Source organism: Variovorax soli (genome assembly GCF_031454625.1).
GTDB lineage: Bacteria > Pseudomonadota > Gammaproteobacteria > Burkholderiales > Burkholderiaceae_C > Variovorax > Variovorax soli_A.
Genome location: NZ_JAVDRF010000015.1, coordinates 60,669 through 84,561, shown reverse-complemented (window position 1 = coordinate 84,561; position 23,893 = coordinate 60,669). Strand labels below are relative to the sequence as shown.

Below are 23,893 nucleotides of genomic sequence, written 5' to 3'. Positions count from 1 at the left end.
CGCGATCCCGGCATCGCCGAAGAACTGTTCAGGCGTGCGCGGGTTCGCCTGTGGCCGCTCTGGCGGCAGAGGAGACGCCGAGGCCCTTGTAGTAGTGACCAACTTGGGTCGCGAGGAACTGTTCGAGAGGGGCCTGCTCCTGGCCGACGAAGCCGCGCGCGGGAAGCTTTCCCTGTTGCAGCAACTCGAACACGCCAACGACGCCGGCGGCGGTGGTGAGTTCGATGGCAGTGCGGTCCTTTCCGCGCAACGCAGCGCCGAACACGCGTCCGACACGCGTTTCCTGTTCGAAGCGGCCATCGCGCAGGCCGGACGCCGACGCAAACAGGATCACGACGTCTTCACGGCTGTGCGGGACTGCGTGCTCGAGCACTTGGCGCAGCAGATCGCGGCGCTCAATCAGGCGCAGGTCGTGCAAGAGGAAGTCCATCGCGGCACGGTGCCCCGGATAGCGAATGGTCTTGTAGTCGAGATTTCTGACCTTCCCCTTCAGGGTCTCGCACAGCGTACCCAGGCCGCCCGACGTGTTGAAGGCTTCGAACGCCTCAGCGTCGAGCGTGAAGGTCTCGTGTCCTTCCATCGGTTGCACCGACACGAGCTGTCCGTTGACAATGGCATCGCATGGGTTGCAGTACTCGTTGATGACGCCATCGATGCTCCACGTGAAGTTGTAGCGCAGGCTGTTCGTTGCATTGCGCGTGAGCGCACCGACGCGCAGGCGCAGGTCGTAGAGCTCATCGAAGCGGCTGGCCAGGTATCCTCCTAGCATGCCGATCACGCCGGGCGCCAGGCCGCTCTGCGGCATGAGGACCGAAGTCGCGTCCTTCGAGATCTCTCGGATGGCCTTCGTCGCAGCCACGTCTTCGGTGAGATCGAAGTAGTGGACACCGCGCGTTGCAGCCTCGGTGGCCACGCGTTGGGCGAGGTAGAAGGGCAGGCAATTGATCACGACCGAATGCGCGGAGAGCGCCGTACCCAGATCCTTCGTGCTCTCAACGTCGAGCGCGATTCGGCGCACCAACGTGTCGCTCTCAACGCCGCGACTCGGCTTCATATCGGCAAGCGTGACCGGCAAGCGGTGGTACTCCGCAATCATGTCCGCCACGGTGCTGCCCACCTTGCCAGCACCCAGAACCAGAACGTTGTCGATCTGCAGCTTTGTCATTTCATTCTCCAGCGAGCATGTGTGCCCGTCGAATGAAAATGTAGAAGCGAGTCCTGACAGATGGTAGAGAGCAGATCGTCGAAAGGGTGAGCTGCCTTGTCGATCTGACGAAGGCCTTCGTCAACTTGCGGCCGGACACGGCGGCGCCCCGGCACTGCGTCGCTGTCGCGCGCGCATCACGAAACGTCGAAATTGGGCCGCTTTTGAAATCGCCATGCGATCGGCGCGACTGATGAGGTTTTGAGCGCGCAGCACTCACCTCGCGTTTGTCCCGATGGGCCGGACGCGTTGCAGTTGCGATGCTCACCCGGGCGCCCGCAAACGGGTGCGACACGCATCGCAGCGTCTCCTTTGCACCCGCATCCCGCACGCAAGATTGCCGAGGCTATGAGCTTTCGGTCTGAAGTCGACGTGTGCGCCGCTTCCTGGGCTGCACCAAGCAGGAACGGCAGCAAGGCGAGATAGCATACATTTCGCCTAGAACGCTGTCGATATGACGATAGATTTTCGCCGTATAGACGATGTGCCATGTTGTTTGTGACAGCACTGACTTCTAGACTTGCCCCGGGGCTGGAAAGCGTTCTTTCCTTTATTTCAATGGCGAGCTTCTTGCTTGGAGATACCGTGTTTACCAAACGAAATTTTTTCAGCGCCCTCGTGGCCGTGACCACCGTCTGCGCCTTCGGTGCAGCTTCCGCGCAAGAAGCGGAAAGCTCGCTCGCAAGGGTGCAGCGAACCAAGATCCTGCGCGTCGGTGCGGTTGCCGGCGCCATTCCGTACTTCGCCAAGGACATCAGCAGCGGCAAGTGGGAAGGTTTCGGACCCGACTTCGCCGAAAGCCTGGCGCAGAAGTTGGGTGCGAAGGTGGAGTACGTCGAAACCACCTGGGGCAACGCTGTGCTCGACCTGCAATCCAACAAGATTGACGCGATGTTCGGCATGGCACCGACGCCGGCACGCAAGGAGGTCGTGAATTTCTCCGAAACGCTCTTTGACAACACATACACCGTGGTATGCAAGAAGGGCATTCCGCAGAAAACCTGGGAGCAGCTGAACACGCCCGAGACCAAGATCGTCGTGGACGTGGGCTCGAGTCATGACCAATTGGCCACGCGCGTGCTGCCCAAGGCGGAGGTCACACGCCTGGAAAATTCGGGCGCCGCCACGATGTCCTTGCAAGCGGGGCGCTCCGATTGCCAGATTCTCGTGATCCTGCTGGCGCAGCCGCTGCTCGCAAAGAGAGCTTCCATCGGCACCATGTACATCCCGCAGCCCGTCTACACGGCGCCGGTGAGCATTGGGCTGCGCAAGGAGTCGGATCCCGGCATGCAAAAGGCAGTGAACGCCTGGTTGACCGAGGTCCGCGCGAAGGGTGAAGTCCGCGGCGTGATCCTCAGGAACATGGAGAAGCTCGCAGGCGTTCCAGCAAGCGCATTCCCGCCCGAAATCAAGTTCTGAGGAAACACGCATGGACTACGCGGACGCCTCGAACGAGCCGAAGAGCCGTTCTCAACTCGGCATAGCGCTCCTGGTGCTTCTCGCCCTTGCTGGCATCTGGGCGGCCATGAAGCACTTCTCCGGCGGTGGCCAGGTCGTCGGGGCCGCGGGGTATGACTGGGACTTCGCCGTGTTGTGGAAGTACCGCGGCTTGTTGCTTAGCGGCTTGATTTACACGCTGATCTTCACAGTGGTCTGCGTCATCCTGGGGCTGTTGGTTGGCTTGGTGACCGGCCTGGGCCGGCTCTCCAGCAGTCCCTTGCTGACCGCGCCGCTGCGCGCCTACATCGAGGTGTTCCGCTGCACGCCCGTGCTCGTTCAGCTGGTCTGGTTCTACTACGCCTTACCTGTTCTGACCGGCATCGAGATGTCTGCCATGGTGGCCGCCACGCTCTGCCTGACACTCTATGGCGGCGCCTTCTATTCGGAGATCGTTCGCGGAGGGATCATCTCGATCGACGCCGGACAAACGGAGGCAGCGAAGGCGCTCGGCATGACCCGCCTGCAGCTGCTGCGGCGCGTCATCCTGCCGCAGGCGTTCAAGAAGATGGTCCCGCCGCTGATGAACCAATCCATCATGCAGCTGAAGAACACTTCGCTGCTTTCCGTACTGGCCGTCCCCGACCTGCTGTATCAAGGTCAGGTGATTGCGCACGACACCTACCGTCCTTTGGAGATCTACACCTTCATCGCGATCACGTACTTCGCGGTGCTGTTGCCCATCACGATCTGGGCCAAGCGCATGGAATTCGGCGCTGGCCCGAAGGAGGTTTGAAGTGTCCCGTCCCTTGATCGAAATCTCCAATCTGAAGAAGGCCTTTGGACAGAACGTGGTCCTGAAGGACATCTCGCTCACGATCGAGCGTGGCCAAGTCGTCGCGATGATCGGACCGTCCGGGTCCGGCAAGTCGACGCTTCTGCGCTGCATCAACCTCCTCTCGGTCCCCAACGGTGGTCGCATCACCGTGGGCGAGCAGACGATCGAGTTCAACGGTGCGCACACGACGCTGCCCAACGAGCGCAAGCTCGCGCGCTTCAGGGCGTCCACCGGAATGGTGTTCCAGCACTTCAACCTGTTTCCGCACATGACGGCTCTCCAGAATGTCATGGAAGGCCCAGTCACCGTCCTGAAGACGCCTAAGGCGCAAGCTGATGCGGAGGCGCGTGCCTTGCTCGCGAAGGTGGGCTTGCTGGACCGGGCTGACTACTACCCGGACAAGCTTTCCGGCGGACAGAAGCAGCGCGTCGCGATCGCCCGAGCCCTCGCCATGAAGCCGACGGTCATGCTGTTCGATGAGGCCACCTCGGCTTTGGATCCGGAACTGGTCGGGGAGGTCCTGAACGTCATCAAGGCGCTGGCCAAGGAAGGCATGACGATGATCCTGGTGACGCACGAGATCGGTTTCGCGCGAGAGGTCGCCGATCAGGTGATCTTCATGCGCGACGGCGTTGTCGCGGAATGCGGCCCGCCGAGCGTCGTGATCGATAACCCGCGGCAGGAATCGACGCGCGCCTTTCTCGGGCGATTCAAGGCGTCGGAGTCTGCCAGCGCTGCGCTGGCATGAGCGTGGGGGCCGAAGTCCGCAGCGCAATGCCAAGCGGGTGCGACGACAGCCCGCGCCTTGCCTGGCACTCAGGACAATGCCACTGTGGCGCGGTCCGCTTCGATTTCTCTTCTGATCTCGTCAGGGGTGTGCGCTGCAACTGCAGCTATTGCGTGCGCAAGGCTTCATTGCATCACCGAGTCAAGGCGGAGTTCTTCATTCTGAAGTCGGGAGCAGACGAGCTGTCCGTGTATCGCTTCGGTACGCTACGCGCCAATCACTACTTCTGTCGACACTGCGGCATCCACACGCACTGCAACCCGCGTTCGGCGCCTGAGCAGGTGAACGTGAACCTGAACTGTGTCGACGAGGTTGCAATGATGATCCCCGCCATCGAGGTTTCAGCGTACGACGGCCGCAGCTGGCTCGCGTGATTTCGTCTGCCCGCGCGGCCGCGCCGCGGCCGCCTCGCCCACTAGCCAATCCCGAAATGACTGCACCAGGCGATTCTCCGCGCCAGTCTCCGGAACGACGACGTAGTAGGCCCGCTGGGTGATCAGCGCCTCGCGGAACAGGACGATCAATCGATCGGATGCAAGTTCTTCCTCGACCAGAAACTTGGGTACCAACGCCACCCCGAGTCCATTCGCCGCAGCTTCCGCGAGCATTGCGAACTGCTCGAAGCGCGGACCGCGCATGGCGTGCGGCGCCGCGATCTTGACCTGCTCGAACCATTCCGCCCACTGCATGGGCCGCGACGATTGATGAAGGAGGCACTGGCGCGCAAGATCTTCTCGCGTGTGAATGCCGCTGCGGCGCTTGAACTCAGGGCTGCATACAGGAACGACGCTTTCGCCCAGCAAGTAGTCGCAGGAGGCGCCAGGCCAGAAGTCGGCGCCAAAGTGGATGGCCGCATCGAACGGCTCCCGCGCGAAATCGAAGGGTTCCGTTCTTGACGCGAAATTGACCGTGACGCCGGGCTGCAGCGCGGCGAAGCGCCTCATTCTGGGAATGAGCCATCGCGTTCCGAAGGTCGGCAGTACGGCCAGATTGAGAACCTCGCCAATGCCGCCCATGGTCATCACGCGCTGGGTGGCGTTCGACAGTGTATCCAGGCCTGCGCGCAGCTCCGCCGCATAGACGCGGCCCGCATCCGTCAGGACGACGCGCTGACGCACGCGATGGAAAAGTGCTGTCCCGAGTTGCTCCTCCAACAGCTTGATCTGTCGCGAGATTGCACTCTGCGTGAGATGGATTTCCAGCGCCGCACGCGAAACGCTCGCATGGCGTGCCGCGCTTTCGAAGGCCATGAGCTGGCCCACGGAGGGCAGAAATTCTCGTCTGAACATGATGACCTATACGCAATATGTCGAAGAGCGGCCGTCGAGACGGAGCTGCCGGCAGCTGAGCCGAGTTGATTCCATTTTGACATGAAACTGTTCCAACTTATCGCTATCAATCGTTCGCGTGCTTGACGATAGTTACCCCTCCGAAATCTTGCACACGAAGCCCATGAAGACGAACGCTTTTGTTGAGCCGGACGACGTCCGTGGATTGTTCTCTCGGGCACTGTCCGGCATGTACAAGGCCGAGGTGCCACAGTACGGCGCTCTGCTCGATCTCGTTGCCGACATCAATGCGAAGGTCTTGCTCGAGAGCAAAGGACTGGCCGACGGCCTGCGTGAGGCCGGCCAACTCGATCGCCTGGACGTTGAGCGTCACGGTGCCATCCGTCTCGGAACCGCCGATGAGCTCGCGGTCATGCGCCGCTTGTTCGCCGTCATGGGCATGCGGGCGGTCGGCTACTACGACCTGTCAGAGGCCGGAGTTCCTGTGCATGCGACAGCCTTCCGACCTGTCGACGAGTCTTCGCTCAAGCGAAACCCGTTCCGTGTGTTCACGTCGCTCTTGCGTCTTGAGCTGATCGACGACGCCGCGCTGCGCCAGCGTGCCGCGAAGATCCTCGCCGAGCGCAGCATCTTCACACCCCGATGCCTCGAACTCATTGGCCGCGCAGAGCGCGACGGCGGTCTGTCCGATCAGCTCGCGCAAGAGTTCGTCGCTCAGGCGCTCCAAGCGTTTCGCTGGCACAGCGAGGCGACCGTCGATATCGAGACTTATCGGCAGCTGAGAGCTTCGCATCCGCTCATCGCCGATGTAGTTTGCTTCAAGGGGCCCCATATCAACCATCTGACTCCTCGCGTGCTCGACATCGACCAGGCCCAGGCGGCAATGCTGGGGAGGGGCATCCGTGCGAAGGACGCGATCGAGGGGCCGCCGAAACGAAAGTGCCCGATCCTGTTGCGCCAAACGAGTTTTCTCGCCCTGGAGGAGCCCATCCGCTTCCAGGCCGCGCAAGCCGTAGACGGGACTCACACAGCCCGGTTCGGCGAGATCGAACAGCGCGGCTGCGCGCTCACGCCCAAAGGGCGTGCGCTTTACGACGATCTTCTGAAAGCTGCTTGGGAGGCCGCGCGCGATGCAGAGTCGAAGGCATCGGCTCTGGCGCGCGCCTTCGAAGCCTTCCCGGATGATGCACGGGCGCTGCAGCGGCAAGGACTTGCCTATTTTCGTTATTCGGTCGACCGACGGCGCCCGGGCCATCCGAGGCCGGTATCGGCAGACGCCAGCGTCGACGAGCTCCTGGACCGGGGCCTCGTGCGAGCAGAGCCCCTCGTGTACGAGGACTTCCTCCCTGTCAGCGCGGCAGGCATCTTCCGCTCCAACCTGGGGTCGGAGGGCGCCGCGCACTACAACGTCGGCGGTAACCGAAAGGCCTTCGAAGCCGCGTTAGGCACGAGCGTCATGAACGAGTTCGCCCTGTACGAGGCGGCGCAGGCAGCCTCACTCGAAGAGTGCAAGCGCGAACTGGCCCACGTGCAGTTCACGGCGTCGAACTGAACGCCATGAGCTCGGAAATCCATCGTTCTTCCGTTGCGGCGCAAGCGCCCGACCATGGCCTCATCGGCAGGCTGGTCGGCCGATTGGGCGTGCAGGGACTTCTGACGGACGCAAGCGACAAGGCGCCATTTGAAGCCTCCGCTCGACACGGGCGGGGCGTCGCGCGTGCCGTGGTGCGGCCGGCAAGCACCGAAGAACTGGCATGGGTAGTTCAGGAACTCGTTGGTGCTGATGCTTCCTTCGTTGTCCAGGGCGCTGCCACCGGACTCGTCGGAGCGGCCACGCCGAGCGACCGCGGTACGCAATGGGTGGTGTCCACACAGCGCCTGCGGAACAGATTGGAGATCGACCCCGTCAATCGAAGTGCCATCGTGGCTGCCGGGTACCGACTGTCGGATGTCAATCGAGCCGCCGCAGAGCACGGTCTGACCTTCCCGATTGATCTTGGCGCGGATCCATCCATTGGAGGGATGGTGGCCACCAATACCGGGGGTTCGAGGCTGATCCGCTATGGCGGCGTTCGCGAGAACGTGCTGGCCGTCGCCGGAGTTCTCGCGAATCCGCCGGGCGCACGCGTCGGATCGACGCATGGATTGCGCAAGAACAATATCGGTCTCGATTGGACTCAGCTGATGACGGGCACCTTTGGTGCCTTCGGCGTCGTAACGCATGCGACGCTGAAGCTTCACCCTGTTCAGCGGCAAACCGCCACTGCACTGGCTGCGGTGGAGTCGGCAGAGATGGCCATGGAGTTGCTTTGCTCCTTCGAGGGTGCACTTGGCGAGTTCGTGAGCGCGTTCGAAGGCATGTCTGGCAATGCTCTGAATGCGGCCGTGAAGCATCTTCCGAGCGTTGCGCCCCCTTTCCAGAACGCGCCGCCATATGCGGTCCTGCTGGAGGTCTCGAGCGCGGTATCGAAGGCCGCGGGGCTTGATCTCGAATCCATACTGTTGGGCTGGCTCGAGGCTCAGGTCGAGCGCGCCATGATCTTGGACGCCGTGGTGGATAAGCCGGAGCGTCTATGGCGGATCCGCCATGCCATCAGTGAATCGGTGCAGGCCCTCGGGAAGCTCGTCGCCTTCGATGTGGCTGTCAGTCGCTCGCGCTTTGCCGCATTTCGCGCGCGCGCCATCGAGTTGATCGCCGCGGAAGTTGCATCTGCTCTTGTGTGCGACTTCGGCCACCTGGGCGACGGCGGGATGCATCTCAACATCGTCGTACCTCCGGGGACCCGCGTCGATGCCATCGCTGAGCTCCGAGCGAAGCTGTACCAGGCTGTCGTCGAGGAGTTCGACGGAAGTTTTAGCGCCGAGCATGGAATCGGTCCCTACAACCAGGCCTTTTACCGGCGCTTTACGGATCAGCCGACCCGCGCACTGGCCGGCGCTCTTCATGTTCAGCTGGATCCTTACGGCCAGCTCGGGAATGTTCGGCTCGACTGAAGGAAGCAAATGACCCACACCTCATTCGTCAATGATCGCTACGCCAATGCGCCGGGGTCGCCAATACGCGAGTTGAAGCGCTTCACGGAACTACCGGGGATGATCTCGCTGGCCGGAGGATACCCAGCGCCCGAACTGATGGATTCCGGCGGATTGCAGAAGATCTTCAGCAGCCTGAGCGGGACTGCATTCGCAAGCGCGCTCGAATACGGCGGCACCGAGGGCGCCATCGCCCTGCGCACGGAACTGGCGCGGCTGTCCAGTTCGCGCGGCAACGCCGTGGAGCCCGGTGAAGTCCTGACCTTGAGCGGCTCGCAGCAAGGGATTGACTTGCTGGCGCGGACGCTTCTGTCCCAGGGCGACACCGTCCTGGTCGAGGCGCCCACGTACCCGGCCGCGATCTCCGCCTTTCGCTTCGCGGGCGCCGCCATCCATCAGGTCGCCACCGATGACGAGGGACTTGTCCTCGAGGATCTGGAACGGGCGCTGATCCGGCTGAAGCCCAAGGTCCTCTACACCGTACCCACCTTCGGCAATCCGAGCGGACGCACCCTCAGCGAGGGCCGGCGGCGCGAACTGCTGAAACTGGCGGTTCGGCATCAATGCCTCGTGATCGAGGACGACCCCTATGGCGACCTCTGGTTCGACCAGGCTCCCCCGCCGTCCATCTATTCGATGCGGAATACGGTGGATGGCGCCGAACGCGTGGTGGCCTACCTGTCGAGCCTCTCGAAGACGCTCGCGCCGGGTCTGCGGCTCGGCTGGATGCTGGGGCCGGCAGAGCTGCGGCGCGCGTGCGTGCTCGCCAAGCAGACCGACGACATGCACGCGTCGACGCTGACGCAGGCGGCCGCGGCGGCGTACCTGGCCCAGGGCCTCTTCTCCGAGAACCTGCCCCGGTTGCGCGCCACCTACGGCAAGCGCGCCAAGGCACTGGCGCGCGCCTTAAGCCTGCAGTTGGGCAAGCGCATCGAGTTCACCGCGCCGGGCGGCGGCATGTTCGTCTGGGGGCGTGCGCCCGGGGTCGATACGGCCGAATGGCTCAAGGCGGCCATCGAACGCAGCGTGCTGTTTGTGCCGGGATCCGCCTTCTATGCGCAGGACGCGGACCATTCGACCTTTCGGCTCTCGTTCGCCAGCCAGGACGAGGCGGGCATCGCAACGGGGGTGTCGCGGCTTGAGGAAGCTCTGCGCGCTCTGTAGAAAGCCCTGGTAATTTATTCACGCAGGGGCACTTCAAGCGCCGCGCCACAATCGAAGAATTCTTGATGCTGCCCATGGACTTAAGACTTGATGACCTTGATCGCCATCTTCTGAGCTTGCTACAGGCCAATGCACGCGAGCCGGCGGCCAACCTGGCGCGAAAGCTGAAGATCGCCAGGACGACGGTGGTCGCGCGAATCGCCCGACTGGAACGCGAGGGCGTCGTCTCGGGCTATGGGGTTCGCCTCGGCCAGCGACTTGAACAAGCTGCGGTTCGGGCGTTCTGCGGGCTCTGCGTCAACGCCAAGGGCGCCCCTGCGGTCATCAGGGCGCTCGAGCGGCTGCCCGAAGTGGAGGAGGTCTGGGCCGTGAGCGGCCAGTTCGACTACATGGTCCTCCTGCGGTGCGACACACCCGAACAGTTGGACAAGCTGCTCGACCAGCTGGGTCAGATCGACGGCATCAATCAGACCCAGACCTCCATCGTGCTCAGCCGGAAGATCGATCGTCGCAGCACCGTCTCCAAAGCGAATAGCCATCCCAACAAAGAACATGCCTCCAACCCCTGAGCGCTTCCTGGGTGTTCTGATGCTCGACACGCGGTTCCCGCGACCGCCGGGCGATATCGGAAATCCCGAGACCTTCCGCCGAAATGGCATCCCGGTCCGCTTCCACGTTGTCGAGGGCGCGTCGCCCCACCGCATCGTGAAGGAGGCTGATGCGGCGCTGCTGCAGCCGTTCGTGGACGCCGCTTCGAGGCTGGTCGAGGAGGGCGCCGCGATGGTCACGACCAGCTGTGGTTTCCTGGCCGCCTACCAGGACACGCTCGCCAAAGCCGTTCCAGTTCCGGTCGTCACATCGAGCTTGCTGCAATGCAAGGACTTCGCTCGCCCCGGCATCGTCACGTTTGATTCGAATTCATTGACCTCCAGCATCCTCAAGGCGGCCGGGGTTGCCGAGAAGACGCCCGTGCAAGGCGTGCAGCCTGGATGCGAGTTCCACCGGCGCATCCTCAACAACGAAGAGCAGCTGGACCTCATCGAAGCCGGCAGGAACGTGGTCGACGCCGCACGTCGCCTTGTAAACCTGTTTCCATCGGTCGAAGACATCGTGCTCGAGTGCACGAACATGCCGCCCTACCGCGATGCCGTAGCGCGAGCGACGGGGCGCTGCGTGCATGACATCGAAACCCTAGTGGTCGCGCAGTGGACGACTTTGCTCGCATCGTCGTAGTCGGTCGGGGTGGCTCTGTCTTGATATCCGGCGCGACATGCAGCGGGCGATGGCCTACGTTCTCGCCGAAGCCGCTTGTTGCGTGAACGAACGTGCCAGGAAGTCCACGAAGGCTCGTACCCGCGCGGCGAGTTGGTGCCGCTGCGGAGTAAGCGTGCGGTGAATGTATCACTCCGACAGGAACACTGATGACGTCGTTCGCCGACACGTCTCTGACCTGATCGCCGATCTGAAATACGGCCCTGCCGCTGAGAAAGATGATGATCTCGTCGTGAAGATGCCGATGCAGGCCGGCGCTGCCGCCTTGGACGAAAGACAGCGATGTCGGTGCTGGACCGCTCGCTCTCGTGGACTCTGGCCACGGTCAGCAGTTCTTTGTCGATCCGGAAAAAGGCTGTTTCGGGGCCGCCGTGGCGGAGACGATCAACAACTGGTAGCTCATGATCCTTGAACCTCAGACATCGAATTTGACGCCTTGCGCCAGCGGCAGCGACCGTGAGTAGTTGATGGTGTTCGTCGCGCGGCGCATGTAGGCCCTCCAGGCATCCGACCCCGACTCCCGGCCGCCGCCCGTGTCTTTCTCGCCACCGAAGGCGCGCGTAGCCCGAGGCCGCGCACAGCGTCACCATCTCGGCCGCGGCGCTCGACGAATCCATGAACCACAGGCCCGGGCCGGTGGGCGTCTCGGCCTTGTCGAGCACGCCATCGACCAGGCACTTCTTGCCGATCTTCTGGATGTTGCCCAGCGCCTTCTCCTCGATGGTCGTCAGGCCGCCGGCGATGTTGCCCTTGATTGGCTGGGAATCGGAGAGGTCGCTGGTCTTGTGGCGGTTGATCATGTCCTGGTAGCGGTTGAACATGAAGCGCTCCTTCACCTCCGGCGTGCGGCAGCGTTCGGCCACGATGCGCTCGCCGCTGGTGATCTCGGAGGTCTCGCCGAACACCAGCGTGTTGCCGGTCTCGTAGAGCTTGTCGAAGGCATTGCCCACCGTCGGGTTCGAGCCGCAGCCGGAGGTGGTGTCGCTCTCGCCGCACTTGGTGGAGACCCACAGCTCGTGGATGGCGCAGGGCTCGCGCTGCTTCTCGCTCGCCATCTGCACGAACTCGCGCGCGGCGCGGCTGGCGCGCAGGATGGTGTCGTGGTCGCCGTGGCCCTCGATGCCGAAGCCGACGACCGGCTTGCCGGTGGTCGCGATGCCGTCCACCACCTTCTGCGTCCAGCCGTCCTCGATGCCGATGACGACAACCGCCGCCACGTTCGGGTTGCAGCCCGCGCCGATCAGCGTGCGGAAGTGGAGTTCGAGGTCGGCGCCGAACTGCAGCCGGCCGTAGGGATGGGGGATTGCGAGCGCGCCCTTGATGTTGTGCGCGACGGCCTCGGCCGCGGCGTTGGACAGGTCGTCCAGCGGCAGGATGACGACATGATTGTGCACGCCGACGCGGCCGTTCTCGCGCCGGTAGCCGAGGAAGGTGGTGTCTTTGGAAATGACGGACATGGTGGGATTGCTTTCCGGTTCGTGGGTGTGTGGATGCGAGGGACGGGCGCGCTTACCAGCGCTTGGTCTTGATGTTCTGGACGTGGGCATGCTCGCCGGCCCTGATCGGCGCCACGACCTTGCCCATGTCGATGCCGTACTTCCACACCGTGTCGCCGGGGTTCATGTCCTTCAGCGCTACCTTGTGGCCGATCGGAATGTCCTGCCTGGCGTCTACGCTGGTCATCCTGTCCTCGTCCATGATCCAGCCGCTAAGCGACATGCCGGCCTTGACGTCCTCGACCACCACGACCGCCACCGTGTCCTTGGCGTCGTGCAGAACGAAATGAATCATCTGTCTGTCTCCTGCTTCTCTGAAGTTGCGATGAGGGCAGTGTCGGCTTGCACGTTTCCGAGTGTCAAACAGGTCATCTATATGAGTTGGATGAGTGCTGGGCCGGCAGCGACAATGCGGCGATGAAGCAAGTCCGCTCCGTCGCCGCATTGCAGCCGATCGCAGCCGATGCGGCCGAGGCGCCGCTCTACCGCCTGGTCAAGAGCGCAATGCTGCGCGCGATCGAGTCGGGGCAGTACCCGGCGGGCGCCACCTTGCCGAGCGAGGCCCAGCTGGCCGGTGCGCTCGGCGTCTCCGTCGGCACGCTGCGCCACGCGACGGACGAACTGGTGGCCGAGCACATCCTGGTGCGGCGGCAGGGGCGCGGCACCTTCGTCGCGGTGCACAACGCGGACCGCTTCATGTTCCAGTTCTTTCATGTCGAGCGCAGCGACGGGTTGCGCCAGGCGCCGCAGGTCGAGCTGGTGGCCTTCGAGCGCGTTCGCATGGAGGAGGAGCCGGCGCAGGCGCTGGGCCTGAAGGCGGGCGAGCCGGCGATCCAGGTCGACAACCGCCTGCTGCTGCAGGGCAAGGCGGTCATCCACGACCGGCTGATGCTGCCGGCGATGCTCTTCAAGGGCCTGACCGAGAAGCGCTTTCGCGAACGCAAGAGCACCATCTACCACCTCTAACAGACCGAGTTCGGGATCACCGTGACGCGGGCGCGCGAGCATGCGCGCGCCGCGATGGCCGACCGCGGCGTCGCCCGCATGCCCGGTGTGGCGCCCGGCGCACCCGTGATGGTGGTGCGCCGGACTGCGCTGACCTTCGGCGACAAGCCGGTCGAGTACCGCGTATCGACCATCGATACGGCACGGCACGAGTACGTGCACATGCTATCGAGGCCAGCGTGAGCGGCCGTTGGCGCCGGCCATGACCTCTTGAAGCTTCACCGCCTTCCGCGCGGCACGACCTCGCGCGAGGGTTGTCCGACGGTAAGCAATGGAATGAACGCTCACGCCTGTAAGCGGCATCGACGTGCCAGATCCAGTCCCGAACGTCGAACTTCGAATAGCTCTCCGTACTGGTAACGCGGGGATGCCGGGGAATCGCTCCAGCGACTCGGTGGCGGTGACCGCCAGCGCGCGCAACCGTCCGCTCTGGACATGCGGCATGGCGGCCGCGCCGGAGGCGAACATCAGGTCCGAGCGTCCGCCGACCAGGCATGGAGCGCGGCCAGGCCAGGCGCATCTGCACCTGCGCAAGCCAGGCGCGGCGGTGATCAACATCACCGCTCCGCCGTCCTTCTTGCCCATGCGCTACCAGGCCCATGCGAGCGCTGCCAAGGCCGGCGTCGACCAGTTCATGCGCGTGCTCGCGCTGGAGTGGGGCGGCGAAGGCGTTCGGCTCAACTCGATCTCGCCGGGCCCGATCGACGGCACCGAGGGCTTCCGCAAGCTCATGGCGCGCACGCCCGAAGACCGCGATTACGCGCGCCCGCAGGTACCTCTGCGACGCTTCGGCTCGCTGGACGATATCGCGAACCTGTCGCTGTTCCTCGCTTCTCCCTGCGCTGCCTACATCTCAGGCGCGGTTGTGCCCTGTGACGGCGGGGGTGCGTTCCTGCGCCTTCGTGAAGTCGGCGGTCAACCAACTTATCGACAAACGGATGTCCAAGTCCCAGCAGATGCGCTGGGATCCTCGCAGCGCGCACCTGCTGCAGGTGCGGGTGCAGGTGCGGGTGCGGGTGCGGGTGCGATTCATCGATGGCCAATTGCGCGATGAGTTCGCCCGCTGGTATCCGGCTTTCCCTTCGAACCACCCAACGCTAGCGGCGGCGGCATGACCCCACCAAATCGATCGCACTCTGCGACCACGGTCCGTCAACGTGTCATCCTATGACCGTCATAGGCAAAGCCTTGCCCTATTACGTCCGTGCGGCACCAGAATGTTAGATCTCAATCGAAGAACTGGAGATTCACCATGAGCGAGATACAAGCGGAAGCCAAGTGCCCCTTCGACCATGCGGGGGCCCGCGGCAATGTCAATCGTGACTGGTGGCCCAATCAGTTGCGGGTGGACCTGCTTCACCAACATTCCTCCAAGTCCGATCCGATGGGCAAGGACTTCGACTACGCGAAGGAGTTCAAGAGCCTCGACTACGAGTCGCTGAAGAAGGATCTGCGTGCGCTGATGACGGACTCACAAGACTGGTGGCCGGCAGACTTCGGCCACTACGGGCCTCTGTTCATTCGTATGGCCTGGCACAGCGCCGGTACCTACCGTACCGGCGACGGGCGTGGCGGCGGCGGCCGGGGCCAGCAGCGCTTTGCGCCGCTCAACAGCTGGCCTGACAACGTCAACCTCGACAAGGCGCGCAGACTGCTGTGGCCGATCAAGCAGAAGTACGGCCGCAAGATCTCCTGGGCCGACCTGATGATCCTGACCGGCAACGTGGCCCTGGAATCGATGGGCTTCAAGACCTTCGGCTTCGGCGGCGGCCGTCCGGACACCTGGGAGCCCGACCAGGACGTCTACTGGGGCAAAGAGACGACGTGGCTGGAGGACAAGCGCTACAGCGGCGACCGTGACCTGGAAAACCCCCTCGCTGCGGTGCAAATGGGCCTGATCTATGTCAACCCGGAAGGCCCGAACGGCAACGCGGACCCGGTCTCGGCGGCCAGGGACATCCGCGAAACCTTCGCCCGCATGGCGATGAACGACGAGGAAACCGTCGCCCTGATCGCCGGCGGCCACACCTTCGGCAAGACCCACGGCGCCGGCCCGGCAGACCTCGTCGGCTCGACCCCGGAAGCGGCCGACCTGGAGGAGATGGGCATGGGCTGGAAGAGCACTCACGCCAGTGGCATCGCCGGCGATGCGATCAGCAGCGGCCTGGAAGTCACCTGGTCACAGACGCCGACGCAGTGGAGCAACCACTTCTTCGAGAACCTGTTCAAGTTCGAGTGGGAACCGGTCAAGAGCCCGGCCGGCGCGGGACAGTGGCAGGCCAAGGGCGCTGCGGCGGACATTCCGGATGCCCACGACAAGTCGAAGAAGCGCGTGCCCACGATGCTGACCACCGATCTTTCACTGCGCTTCGACCCTGCCTACGAGAAGATCTCGCGGCGATTCCTCGAGCACCCCGAGCAGTTTGCCGACGCGTTTGCGCGTGCCTGGTTCAAGCTGACGCATCGAGACATGGGCCCGCGCTCGCGCTACCTCGGCCCGGAAGTGCCCGCCGAAGCGCTGATCTGGCAAGACCCGATTCCGAAGGTCGACCATCCCCTGATCGACGACAAGGACATCGCGGCGCTCAAGACCCAGGTGCTGGCCTCGGGCGTGTCGGTGTCCGACCTGGTGCTGACGGCCTGGGCCTCGGCCTCCACCTTCCGCGGCTCCGACATGCGGGGCGGCTCCGACGGCGGCCGCATCCGCCTCGCGCCTCAAAAGGACTGGGAAGTTAACGAGCCGACGAAGCTGGCCAAGGTGCTCCAGACGCTGGAAGGGATCCAGGGCGAGTTCAACAAGGCGCAATCGGGCGGCAAGAAGGTCTCGATGGCCGACCTGATCGTCCTGGCCGGCTGCGCCGGCGTCGAGCAAGGGGCCAAGAACACCGGCCACAACGTGACGGTGCCCTTCACTCCGGGCCGCATGGACGCGTCGCAGGAGCAGACCGATGTGCAAGCCATGGCGGTGCTCGAGCCGGTGGCCGATGGCTTCCGCAACTACCTCAAGAAAGACTACAACGTTCCCGCCGATGCGCTGCTGATTGACAAGGCGCAGCTGCTCACCCTGACCGCGCCCGAGATGACGGTGCTGGTGGGTGGCATGCGCGCGCTGGGCGCCAACGTCGGTGCCACCAAGCACGGCATCTTCGGCCAGAAGGAGCACGCGTTGACCAACGAGTTCTTCGTGCGCTTGCTCGACCTGAACACGACCTGGAAGGCTGTGCCCGGCCAGAACAACCTGTACGAGGGAGTTGAACGCAAGACGGGCGAACGCCGGGGCAGCGCGACGCGCGTGGACTTGGCCATCGGCTCCAATTCAGTGCTGCGCGCCCTGGCCGAGGTCTACGGCAGTTCGGACGCGCAGGAGAAGTTCGTGAAGGACTTCGTTGCGGCATGGACCAAGGTGATGAACCTTGGCCGCTTCGACATGGTCTAGACAATCCTCGCGTTTGCCGATTCGCGCGCGTTCGCGGCAACGCCATCGCATGCAATCCCGTGGAGCTGGGCTTCGCACGCTGGACCTTGAGGAGGCCAACGTTCGTTGGCCTCCTCAAGCGCAGCCTGCAATCTCCATGGCGAGCGCACACGATCCCTGCAACATCAACTGGCCCTCGACGGTGGCGCGTCACGTTGCCGTGAGCGGCTGCGATGGACCTGCCACTTAGTAGGGCACGGAAAATGAGCGGACCCCAAAGACGGCCTCTCGCGGGAGAATCTCGTGGCGGTGACAGGCGAAGGCTGACACACCAACCGACGTGAACATCATTGCGCCCGCGAGGCGGCCGATACCGCGGCACGCAGACCGAGCAGGTAGCTCTCGAGGCCAAATCCGCAAATCTGTCCTTTCACAATCTCCGCGAACACCGAGTGGTGGCGGAATTTCTCGCGCGCGTGGATGTTCGACATGTGCAGTTCGACGACCGGTACCGTAAGGATCGCCAACGCATCGCGGATGCCGTAGCTGTAGTGCGTCCATGCGCCGGCGTTGATGAGCACCGCGTCCACGCCCTCGACGAAGCCGCGGTGGATGCGCTCGCACATCGCGCCTTCTCTGTTGGTCTGGAAGCTCTCGACCTCGGCGCCGAGCTCCTTGCCGAGTGCTTGCAATTGCGCGTCGATCTCGGCCAGCGTCATCGTGCCGTACTGCTTCGGGTCGCGTTTGCCGAACATGTTGTGGTTGATGCCGTGCAGCATGAGGATCTTCATGGGGTTATCTGCGTCTCGTTGCATCAGACCAAGGGGATAGTCATGCGGTCGATGACGCCGCGCGTGTCGGGCCGCACGCCGCGCCACCACAAGAAGGCTTCCGCAGCCTGTTCCACGAGCATGCCGACGCCGTCGGCCAGCTTCGGCACGCCGGCGTGCTGCGCCAAGCGCAGGAAGGGCGTAAGACCCTTGCCATAGGCGAGCTCGTAAGCCAGCTTCGCACCCCGAAGCGTCTCGGCGGGCAGCGGCGGTAGTTCACCCTTGAGGCTGGCCGAGGTGCCGTTGATGACGATGTCAAATCGCTCTCCTGCCAGTTCGTCGTAGCCGCAGCCTTGCACGTGGCCCTGCCCGGCGAACTGCTTTGCAAGGTCGATGGCCTTTGTCTCTGTGCGATTTGCCAATACGACTAGGGTCGGTTGTTGCGCGAGAAAGGGCAGCAGTGCCCCACGCACTGCGCCGCCCGCGCCGATCACCAGCATGCGCGCCCCCTTGAGCGGAAACCCAAGGTTGCGCTGGATGTCGTTGGTCAGGCCCACGCCGTCGAAGTTGTCGGCAACGATGCGGTCTCCGTCGAACTTGAGCGCATTGGTGGCACCGGTGAGCTCGGCGCGTTCGAGCCGTTCGGTGGCCAGTGCGTAGGCCTGCAGCTTGAAGGGGGCCGTGACGTTCATTCCTCGCCCGCCTGCCTTGCGAAATGCGTGCACCTCGTCGGCGAAGCATTTGAGCGAGCCCTCGATCGCCCGGTAGTCGATGGCTTGGCCGGTCGCTTCGGCGAAGCTGCCGTGGATCATCGGCGACTTGGTGTGTCCTATCGGATTGCCGATCACGGCGTACTTGTCGGTCATCACTGTCTCCTTACTTGCTGTAGAGCACGCCATCGGCCTGCATGTCGGCGATCTGTGTCGCGTCGAAACCGAGGCTGGCTGCGATTTCCGCGTTGTGCTCACCCAGTTCGGGCGCTACCTGCGTGATCGAGGTGTCGCACCCCGACATGCGGAAGGGGAGGTTCGGCAGGCGGATCTTTCCGAGAACCGGATGGTCCTGCTCGACCACCATGCCACGCGCACGGATCTGCGGATCGGCCAGCACTTCGTCAATGCGTTGAACCTTCGCCGCAGGCACATCAATGCCGTCCAGCATCTTCAGCACCTGCGCGACCGGCTGCGCCGCAACCCACGGCTTCACCACTTCGAGGATCTCCACGCGATGGGTATTGCGCCCGGCTGAAGCGTGCAGCCGCGTGTCGCTGCCGAACCCCGCAGGGCCACCATTCTTTTCGACCAGTGCGGCAAAGCGCTTCCACGCGTCGTCCACCTGTGCGGCGATCACAAGGTCACCATCCTGCGCGCGGAACACGCCGTAGAGCGTGGAATTGGGCATGTCGTGCCCGGTCTGCACCGGAACTTCCTGTCCGTTGGAAAGCGTGTAGCACTGCACCGCGTACTCGTGCATCGACACCAGCGTGTCGTACAGCGCCATGTCGATGTGCTGCCCGCGGCCGGACTTCACGCGCCCCAGCAATGCGGCATTGATCGCGGCGACCGCATGGATGCCGGTGTACATGTCGCCGAGCGAGATGCGCAGCAGCGGCGGCGCCTCGCCCGGGTTGCCGACCATCTGCATGATGCCGCTCTTGGCTTCGGCGATGAGGCCGAAGCCGGCGCGGTGCGAGTCGGGGCCGGTGTGGCCGTAGGCCGAGATCGAGCAGTACACGAGGCCGGGATTGGTTTCGGCGAGTTCGGCATAGCCCAGGCCGAGCTTGTCGAGCGCACCGGGGCGGTAGTTCTCGACGAACACGTCGGCACTGTCGACCAGCTTCTTCATCAGCACCCGGCCGCGTGGATCTTTCGTGTTCACGCTGAGCCCTTTCTTGCCCATGTTCTGCTGCAGGAAGTAGCCGCTGTGGTCGCCGACGAACCACGCATGCTGACGCCCGGCATCGCCCGTGCCGGGTCGCTCGACCTTGATGACTTCCGCACCGAGCGCGGCGAGGCAGCGCCCGACATAAGGCCCGGCCAGGAAGTGGCTGTAGTCGATCACGCGGAAGCCAGCCAGCGGCAGCGCTCGTTGTGGCGCGGCGCTCACGCCGGCTTCCTCGGCACCATCAAGCGGTGCTCGCCCTTTTGCACGACCTCGTCGCGCTGGTTGATGAGTTCGGACGGCAGCACGAGGATGCCCCAGCCCGGCTTGCTCTTCGATTCGCGCTTGCTGCCGACGTGGAATTTCACGCGCACCGTATCGCCGAGCTTGATCGGTCCGACAAAGCGCCATTCCCAGCCGAGGGACATGCCCGGCATGAAGCGCATGTCGCTCTTCGTCTTGAGCCCGTCAGCCACTGACAGGCCGAACAGCCCGTGCGCCACGCGTGTGCCGAATGGTGTGGTGCGCGCATAGGCTTCGTCGGTGTGAACGGGGGTGTGGTCGCCGGTGAGGTCTGCATACGCCATCACGCGGGCTTCCGTCACTTCGTAGGGCGGGCTGATGCACTCCTGGCCGACGACGGCGTCGTCCCAGTACTTGTCTTCAATGATCAAGGCGGTCACGGTGTGTGTCTCTCCATGCATTAGGTGACGGTTCTTCATGCGCGGGGATCGATGGCAAGAGCGCGCGCCACTGCGCCAGCGCTGGCCTGGATGAATTCGACGACCAAGCCGTCCGGCAGGCGCAGCCAATTGCGGCCCTGCGGCATCTCGGTCACACCGAAGGCCTGCGCAGCAGCGAGTGCGGCTTCGAGGTCTTCACACATCACCGAGATGACCGAGGCGGCCTTCAGGCCCTGCGTAGTTCGGCTTGGCCATAAACTGCATGCCGCCTAGAGTCCAGTACTGAACGGGCTCTTCGAGCGTGCCCTGTACTTCGCGCATCGTCATGCCGCAGACGTCGTGGAAGAACTTGATGTGCCAGTGGACGTCCTTCACCCAGATGGCGACGTGTTCCACATAGGCGCGTGGCGGGCTCATTTCGCCTCCAGCCGGCGTTCGATGCCCTTGATGGCGGCAACCAGCGTCTGATTCACCGGCGTCGGCACGTTGTGCTCGAGCCCGGCGCGCACCACCGAGCCGTTGATGAAGTCGATCTCGGTGATGGAGCCTTTCTCCAGGCTCTGCAGCATGGAGGTCTTGAACTCGTAAGGCAGGCCTTCGGCGGCCATCACCCATGCATCGCGCGGGGCCTTGATCGACAGCTTCACGCCGATGGCCTGCGCGACGGCCATCGCCTCGGTCACGGCCGCGATGGCCGTGGCCTCGATCTCGGGCACCGCGTAGAGACTGCCGTACACCTGGCCCGTGATGCCGCTCAGTGCGCCGGTCGAGACGTTGATGAGCAGCTTGTCCCACATCACGCCCATGATGTTGTCGCTGACCTCGCAAGGCAGCCCGGCGCGATCGAACTCGGCTGCGATGGCCCTGGCGCGTTCGCTCACGTTGCCGTCGAGCTCGCCGATCACCGTGCGCTTGCCACGGGTGCCGGCAATGATGTGGCCCGGACCGAGCAGAACGCCGCCAACGTAGGTCTTGCCGGCCAGCACATGCTCGCGGCCAGCGACGTCGGCCAGGATCTCCTCATGGCCCATGCCGTTCTGCAGCGACATCAGCGCGGTGTCGGGCCCGATGATCGACAACGCGCCTTCGACGGCGGAGCGCGTGTGGAAGGACTTGACCAGCACGATCACCAGGTTGGCTGGCGCCAGGCCTTCGACGCTTGTCGATGCGCGCACTTTGACACGGCGTTCCGAGTCGCCGTCCTTCATGAGGAGACCGTCGCGATGGATGGCGTCGACGTGCGCCTGGAACGGATCGATGAGCGTGACGTCCGACCCGCCGGCCGCAAGCGTGCCGCCGATGGCACAGCCGAGGGCGCCGGCGCCCAGGAAATAGATTTTCATGCCTGTCTCTCGAAGGAGTGTCTCGAAGGGATGCCCGGAAGATAGGTTTTGGCGAACATTTCGTCCATGACATGGAGCGAATGGTCTACATTTCGTTTTGAAATGAATGCGGACGACGACAACCTCGATGCGAGCGCGGGCTTGCTCAGCCTCAAGCTGCTGCGCCTGTTCGACCTGATCTACACGACGCAGAGCGTGACGCGCGCGGCCGACCAGCTCGGCCAAAGCCAGCCCACGGTGAGCAACTGGCTGGGCCGGCTGCGCAGGCATCTGGGCGACGAGCTGTTCGTGCGCACCGCGGCAGGCATGCAGCCGACGCCGCGCGCGGAAGAACTGATCGTTCCGGCGCGCGAGGCGCTCGCGGCGCTGCGCCGTGTAGCCGCGCCGCCCGAAGCGTTCGACCCGTCGAGCGCGACGCGGCGCTTCCGTATCTGCATGACGGATGCCAGCCACATCACCTTGCTGCCGCAACTGCTGGCGCACATGCGCGCCGTGGGCCCCGGCATCCGCCTGGAGGCCGCGCGCATCGATGAAGAAACCGGGCAGGCACTGCAGTCCGGCCAGGCTGACCTTGCGATCGGACTGGTGCCGTGGCTCGAGTCAGGCTTCTACCAGCAGGTGCTGTATCCGCAAGACTGGGTGTGCCTGGTCAATGCCCGACACCCGCGCATCACCGCAAAAGGCATGGGCTTGCGCGACTTCAAGGCCGAAGCACACGTCGGCATCGTCGGCGGTACGGGCGTTCAACTGCTGGAGGCCGCGCTGTTGCGGCACCGCGTCGAACGGCGCATCTTGCTGGAGTTGCCCGGCTTCCTGGGACTGGCCGCCATCGTGTCGACCACTGACCTCGTGGCCACCGTGCCCCGCCAGATCGGCGAGACGCTGGGCCGAACCAACGGTCTCGCCGTCTTTGATTGCCCGGTGCCTGTGCCGTCGTTCACCGTCAAGCAGCACTGGCATGCACGCTACAACCAGGACCCGGCGAATCGCTGGTTGCGCGGCTTGTGCGAGCGGCTTTTTGCCAAGAAATCGAACGCGCGTAGATAGAGGATCGAGCTTGTCGACGACCAAGGTGAAGAGCACGATGCCCTTTTTGAGCAGTAATCTTGTATGGCTAGGCTGGATTCGGCCGGGACCGGTCCTTCGGGTCCACCTCCCAATTCGCTCCGGAGCAGGACGGTGGGTAATATGTGCCGCCATGCAAACACTCGACACACCCGTATGCGCCCGCGTGCGCCTTCGAGGGTTCTGTCGCGATAAGCCTGTTGAGGCGAGTTGATGCCGGAATCGGTCCGGGTCAATGGACGGCGAGACTGTAGAAGTGGTCGGAATGTGTAAATGCCAGGCCGCCGGGGCAGCGCAACTGCCCCTTCTTGATCATGTGCATGGTCTCGATGCCAGCGATCAGGCGGCCAGCACAATGAAAGGACTTGAATCCCATCATCGGCCGGATTCTTTGCTTGACGCTACGATGGTCCTGCTCGACAAGATTGTTCAAGTACATGGACTGCCGTAGTTCAATCGTGACGTCGCTATCGGCGATCAGACCACGCACGGCGGCGGTGTTGGCACCGCTCTTGTCGATGGTGATCTTCTCGGGCAAGTTGTGCTGCCCGATGGCGCGTTCAAAGAACCGACGTGCGGCCGCTACGTCACGGCGGGCGGTCAGAAGGAAGTCGACGGTCTGGCCCAGGCGATCGACGGCTCGGTACAGATACTTCTACTGGCCGCCCATGAGCACGTAGGTCTCGTCGACGCGCCATGAGCGCCCCACCGGGTGCTTGCGCCGAGGAAACACCTTGGCCAATACGGGCAGCATTTTCAATGACCAGCGGTGGACGGTGGCGTGGTCGACCAGCACACCGCGCTCTGCCATCATCTCTTCAAGGTTGCGCAAGCTCAACTGATACGCCGCGTACCAGCGAACGCACACCAGCATGAGTTCAAGCGGAAAATGCAGCCGCTTGATCACCCCTCGCAGAGTCGAGTTCTGAAGTTGGACGTGCAGCGGTACCATGGCTGCATTTTGGCAGCGCGGCTTATCGCGACAGAGCCGCGTCGAGCGCGATGCGGTCCTCGAATTGCGCCTCAATCTGCACGCACCGGTCGAAACGCTGGGCATGCTCTATCGCAACGACCGCATGGACGGGGCCGCTCGCGGTGTTCGTCGAGCTTGCCACTTTCGTCTTGGAGCCTGGCTTCGGCAGTGGCCATCTGTAGGCCAGCGTGGATCACTGTGGCGCCTGCGCGCAATGGCCCTGTCCGGGATGAGCCTG

20 protein-coding genes and 6 pseudogenes are annotated in these 23,893 nt (G+C 63.8%); 13 read left to right on the top strand and 13 right to left on the bottom strand.

The annotated features are described in order from the left end of the window. Window positions 1-28: 28 nt before the first annotated feature. Complete coding sequence (locus J2739_RS25230; RefSeq protein ID WP_309906814.1) at window positions 29-1,165, bottom strand: saccharopine dehydrogenase family protein; 1,137 nt, start codon at window positions 1,163-1,165, stop codon at window positions 29-31. 528 nt (window positions 1,166-1,693) lie between these two features. Here J2739_RS25230 and J2739_RS25225 point away from each other — a divergent pair. The 4 genes from J2739_RS25225 to J2739_RS25210 all read left to right on the top strand — a co-directional run bounded on the left by J2739_RS25225 (window position 1,694) and on the right by J2739_RS25210 (window position 4,640). Then, on the top strand, window positions 1,694-2,623 hold the full coding sequence (locus tag J2739_RS25225; RefSeq protein WP_309906811.1) for a transporter substrate-binding domain-containing protein: 930 nt from the start codon (window positions 1,694-1,696) through the stop codon (window positions 2,621-2,623). A 106-nt stretch (window positions 2,624-2,729) separates the two neighbouring features. Next, complete coding sequence (locus J2739_RS25220; protein WP_309906885.1) at window positions 2,730-3,437, top strand: amino acid ABC transporter permease; 708 nt, start codon at window positions 2,730-2,732, stop codon at window positions 3,435-3,437. A gap of 1 nt (window position 3,438) precedes the next feature. After that, window positions 3,439-4,227 (top strand): amino acid ABC transporter ATP-binding protein, encoded by a 789-nt coding sequence (locus J2739_RS25215; RefSeq protein WP_309906809.1) that lies wholly within the window; start codon window positions 3,439-3,441, stop codon window positions 4,225-4,227. Then, window positions 4,224-4,640, top strand: coding sequence for a GFA family protein (locus J2739_RS25210; RefSeq protein WP_309906807.1), 417 nt, complete (start codon window positions 4,224-4,226; stop codon window positions 4,638-4,640). The genes J2739_RS25215 and J2739_RS25210 overlap by 4 nt, the downstream gene beginning before the upstream one ends. Here J2739_RS25210 and J2739_RS25205 read toward each other — a convergent pair. After that, window positions 4,608-5,555 (bottom strand): LysR family transcriptional regulator, encoded by a 948-nt coding sequence (locus J2739_RS25205; protein WP_309906805.1) that lies wholly within the window; start codon window positions 5,553-5,555, stop codon window positions 4,608-4,610. The genes J2739_RS25210 and J2739_RS25205 overlap by 33 nt on opposite strands. 163 nt (window positions 5,556-5,718) lie before the next feature. Here J2739_RS25205 and hglS point away from each other — a divergent pair, with 163 nt between their 5' ends. The 5 genes from hglS to J2739_RS25180 all read left to right on the top strand — a co-directional run bounded on the left by hglS (window position 5,719) and on the right by J2739_RS25180 (window position 10,985). Further along, window positions 5,719-7,107: a 2-oxoadipate dioxygenase/decarboxylase HglS gene (hglS, locus tag J2739_RS25200; RefSeq protein WP_309906803.1), complete on the top strand. Its 1,389-nt coding sequence runs from the start codon at window positions 5,719-5,721 to the stop codon at window positions 7,105-7,107. Between the two features lie 5 nt (window positions 7,108-7,112). Continuing rightward, complete coding sequence (locus tag J2739_RS25195) at window positions 7,113-8,549, top strand: FAD-binding oxidoreductase (RefSeq protein ID WP_309906801.1); 1,437 nt, start codon at window positions 7,113-7,115, stop codon at window positions 8,547-8,549. A 9-nt stretch (window positions 8,550-8,558) separates the two neighbouring features. Continuing rightward, window positions 8,559-9,752, top strand: coding sequence for an aminotransferase-like domain-containing protein (locus J2739_RS25190; protein ID WP_309906799.1), 1,194 nt, complete (start codon window positions 8,559-8,561; stop codon window positions 9,750-9,752). 74 nt (window positions 9,753-9,826) lie between these two features. Then, on the top strand, window positions 9,827-10,321 hold the full coding sequence (locus J2739_RS25185) for an Lrp/AsnC family transcriptional regulator (protein WP_309906883.1): 495 nt from the start codon (window positions 9,827-9,829) through the stop codon (window positions 10,319-10,321). A 19-nt stretch (window positions 10,322-10,340) separates the two neighbouring features. After that, window positions 10,341-10,985 carry an aspartate/glutamate racemase family protein gene (locus J2739_RS25180; RefSeq protein WP_309906797.1) on the top strand — a complete coding sequence of 215 codons (645 nt, stop codon included), beginning with the start codon at window positions 10,341-10,343 and terminating at the stop codon, window positions 10,983-10,985. 205 nt (window positions 10,986-11,190) lie between these two features. Here J2739_RS25180 and J2739_RS27935 read toward each other — a convergent pair. From J2739_RS27935 to J2739_RS25165, 3 genes and pseudogenes are all read right to left on the bottom strand, one after another. After that, window positions 11,191-11,244, bottom strand: a pseudogene (locus tag J2739_RS27935) (hypothetical protein); the annotation flags it as partial. Window positions 11,245-11,581: 337 nt separating this feature from the next. Beyond that, a pseudogene (locus J2739_RS25170) lies at window positions 11,582-12,481 on the bottom strand (UxaA family hydrolase); the annotation flags it as partial. Between the two features lie 52 nt (window positions 12,482-12,533). Next, window positions 12,534-12,815 carry a UxaA family hydrolase gene (locus J2739_RS25165; RefSeq protein WP_309906795.1) on the bottom strand — a complete coding sequence of 94 codons (282 nt, stop codon included), beginning with the start codon at window positions 12,813-12,815 and terminating at the stop codon, window positions 12,534-12,536. Between the two features lie 122 nt (window positions 12,816-12,937). Between J2739_RS25165 and J2739_RS25160 the strand changes: the two are divergent. Next, window positions 12,938-13,708 (top strand): annotated as a pseudogene (locus tag J2739_RS25160) (GntR family transcriptional regulator). Here the strand turns inward: J2739_RS25160 and J2739_RS25155 are convergent. After that, window positions 13,691-13,969: a hypothetical protein gene (locus tag J2739_RS25155; RefSeq protein WP_309906793.1), complete on the bottom strand. Its 279-nt coding sequence runs from the start codon at window positions 13,967-13,969 to the stop codon at window positions 13,691-13,693. The pseudogene J2739_RS25160 and the gene J2739_RS25155 sit on opposite strands and share 18 nt — an antisense overlap. 67 nt (window positions 13,970-14,036) lie before the next feature. On the opposite strand from J2739_RS25155, the pseudogene J2739_RS25150 reads away from it, so the two are divergent. Both J2739_RS25150 and katG read left to right on the top strand, forming a co-directional pair. Then, a pseudogene (locus tag J2739_RS25150) lies at window positions 14,037-14,579 on the top strand (SDR family oxidoreductase); the annotation flags it as partial. Between the two features lie 207 nt (window positions 14,580-14,786). Continuing rightward, a complete protein-coding gene (gene katG / locus J2739_RS25145; protein ID WP_309906881.1) occupies window positions 14,787-16,961 on the top strand; it encodes a catalase/peroxidase HPI in 2,175 nt (724 codons plus the stop codon). Between the two features lie 326 nt (window positions 16,962-17,287). Here the strand turns inward: katG and aroQ are convergent, their stop codons facing one another. From aroQ to J2739_RS25115, 6 genes and pseudogenes are all read right to left on the bottom strand, one after another. After that, window positions 17,288-17,731, bottom strand: a complete 444-nt coding sequence (aroQ, locus tag J2739_RS25140) for a type II 3-dehydroquinate dehydratase (protein WP_309906789.1) — start codon at window positions 17,729-17,731, stop codon at window positions 17,288-17,290. A gap of 23 nt (window positions 17,732-17,754) precedes the next feature. Further along, window positions 17,755-18,576, bottom strand: coding sequence for a shikimate dehydrogenase (gene aroE, locus J2739_RS25135; RefSeq protein ID WP_309906787.1), 822 nt, complete (start codon window positions 18,574-18,576; stop codon window positions 17,755-17,757). A 10-nt stretch (window positions 18,577-18,586) separates the two neighbouring features. Further along, complete coding sequence (locus J2739_RS25130) at window positions 18,587-19,816, bottom strand: CaiB/BaiF CoA transferase family protein (RefSeq protein WP_309906786.1); 1,230 nt, start codon at window positions 19,814-19,816, stop codon at window positions 18,587-18,589. Continuing rightward, entirely contained in the window at window positions 19,813-20,265 is a 453-nt protein-coding gene (locus tag J2739_RS25125; RefSeq protein ID WP_309906880.1) for a MaoC family dehydratase, read from the bottom strand. Before J2739_RS25125 ends, J2739_RS25130 begins: the two co-directional genes overlap by 4 nt. A gap of 44 nt (window positions 20,266-20,309) precedes the next feature. Continuing rightward, window positions 20,310-20,691: pseudogene (locus tag J2739_RS25120) on the bottom strand (VOC family protein). Further along, window positions 20,688-21,617, bottom strand: a complete 930-nt coding sequence (locus tag J2739_RS25115; protein ID WP_309906784.1) for a ketopantoate reductase family protein — start codon at window positions 21,615-21,617, stop codon at window positions 20,688-20,690. Before J2739_RS25115 ends, J2739_RS25120 begins: the two are co-directional and overlap by 4 nt. Before the next feature lie 102 nt (window positions 21,618-21,719). On the opposite strand from J2739_RS25115, the gene J2739_RS25110 reads away from it, so the two are divergent. Then, window positions 21,720-22,664 (top strand): LysR family transcriptional regulator, encoded by a 945-nt coding sequence (locus J2739_RS25110; RefSeq protein ID WP_309906782.1) that lies wholly within the window; start codon window positions 21,720-21,722, stop codon window positions 22,662-22,664. Window positions 22,665-22,914: 250 nt separating this feature from the next. On the opposite strand, the pseudogene J2739_RS25105 reads toward J2739_RS25110, so the two are convergent. Continuing rightward, window positions 22,915-23,634 (bottom strand): annotated as a pseudogene (locus J2739_RS25105) (IS6 family transposase). Window positions 23,635-23,893: the final 259 nt, after the last annotated feature.

Bases quoted from the DNA above. Each gene is read 5' to 3' on its own strand.
- aroE (WP_309906787.1), bottom strand. From the start codon at position 18,576: ATGACCGACAAGTACGCCGTGATCGGCAATCCGATAGGACACACCAAG.
- J2739_RS25110 (WP_309906782.1), top strand. From the start codon at position 21,720: ATGAATGCGGACGACGACAACCTCGATGCGAGCGCGGGCTTGCTCAGC.
- J2739_RS25115 (WP_309906784.1), bottom strand. From the start codon at position 21,617: ATGAAAATCTATTTCCTGGGCGCCGGCGCCCTCGGCTGTGCCATCGGC.
- J2739_RS25180 (WP_309906797.1), top strand. From the start codon at position 10,341: ATGCTCGACACGCGGTTCCCGCGACCGCCGGGCGATATCGGAAATCCC.
- J2739_RS25230 (WP_309906814.1), bottom strand. From the start codon at position 1,165: ATGACAAAGCTGCAGATCGACAACGTTCTGGTTCTGGGTGCTGGCAAG.
- J2739_RS25195 (WP_309906801.1), top strand. From the start codon at position 7,113: ATGAGCTCGGAAATCCATCGTTCTTCCGTTGCGGCGCAAGCGCCCGAC.
- J2739_RS25165 (WP_309906795.1), bottom strand. From the start codon at position 12,815: ATGATTCATTTCGTTCTGCACGACGCCAAGGACACGGTGGCGGTCGTG.
- J2739_RS25190 (WP_309906799.1), top strand. From the start codon at position 8,559: ATGACCCACACCTCATTCGTCAATGATCGCTACGCCAATGCGCCGGGG.
- aroQ (WP_309906789.1), bottom strand. From the start codon at position 17,731: ATGAAGATCCTCATGCTGCACGGCATCAACCACAACATGTTCGGCAAA.
- hglS (WP_309906803.1), top strand. From the start codon at position 5,719: ATGAAGACGAACGCTTTTGTTGAGCCGGACGACGTCCGTGGATTGTTC.
- J2739_RS25210 (WP_309906807.1), top strand. From the start codon at position 4,224: ATGAGCGTGGGGGCCGAAGTCCGCAGCGCAATGCCAAGCGGGTGCGAC.
- J2739_RS25225 (WP_309906811.1), top strand. From the start codon at position 1,694: ATGTTGTTTGTGACAGCACTGACTTCTAGACTTGCCCCGGGGCTGGAA.
- J2739_RS25185 (WP_309906883.1), top strand. From the start codon at position 9,827: ATGGACTTAAGACTTGATGACCTTGATCGCCATCTTCTGAGCTTGCTA.
- J2739_RS25205 (WP_309906805.1), bottom strand. From the start codon at position 5,555: ATGTTCAGACGAGAATTTCTGCCCTCCGTGGGCCAGCTCATGGCCTTC.
- J2739_RS25220 (WP_309906885.1), top strand. From the start codon at position 2,730: ATGAAGCACTTCTCCGGCGGTGGCCAGGTCGTCGGGGCCGCGGGGTAT.
- J2739_RS25155 (WP_309906793.1), bottom strand. From the start codon at position 13,969: ATGCCGCATGTCCAGAGCGGACGGTTGCGCGCGCTGGCGGTCACCGCC.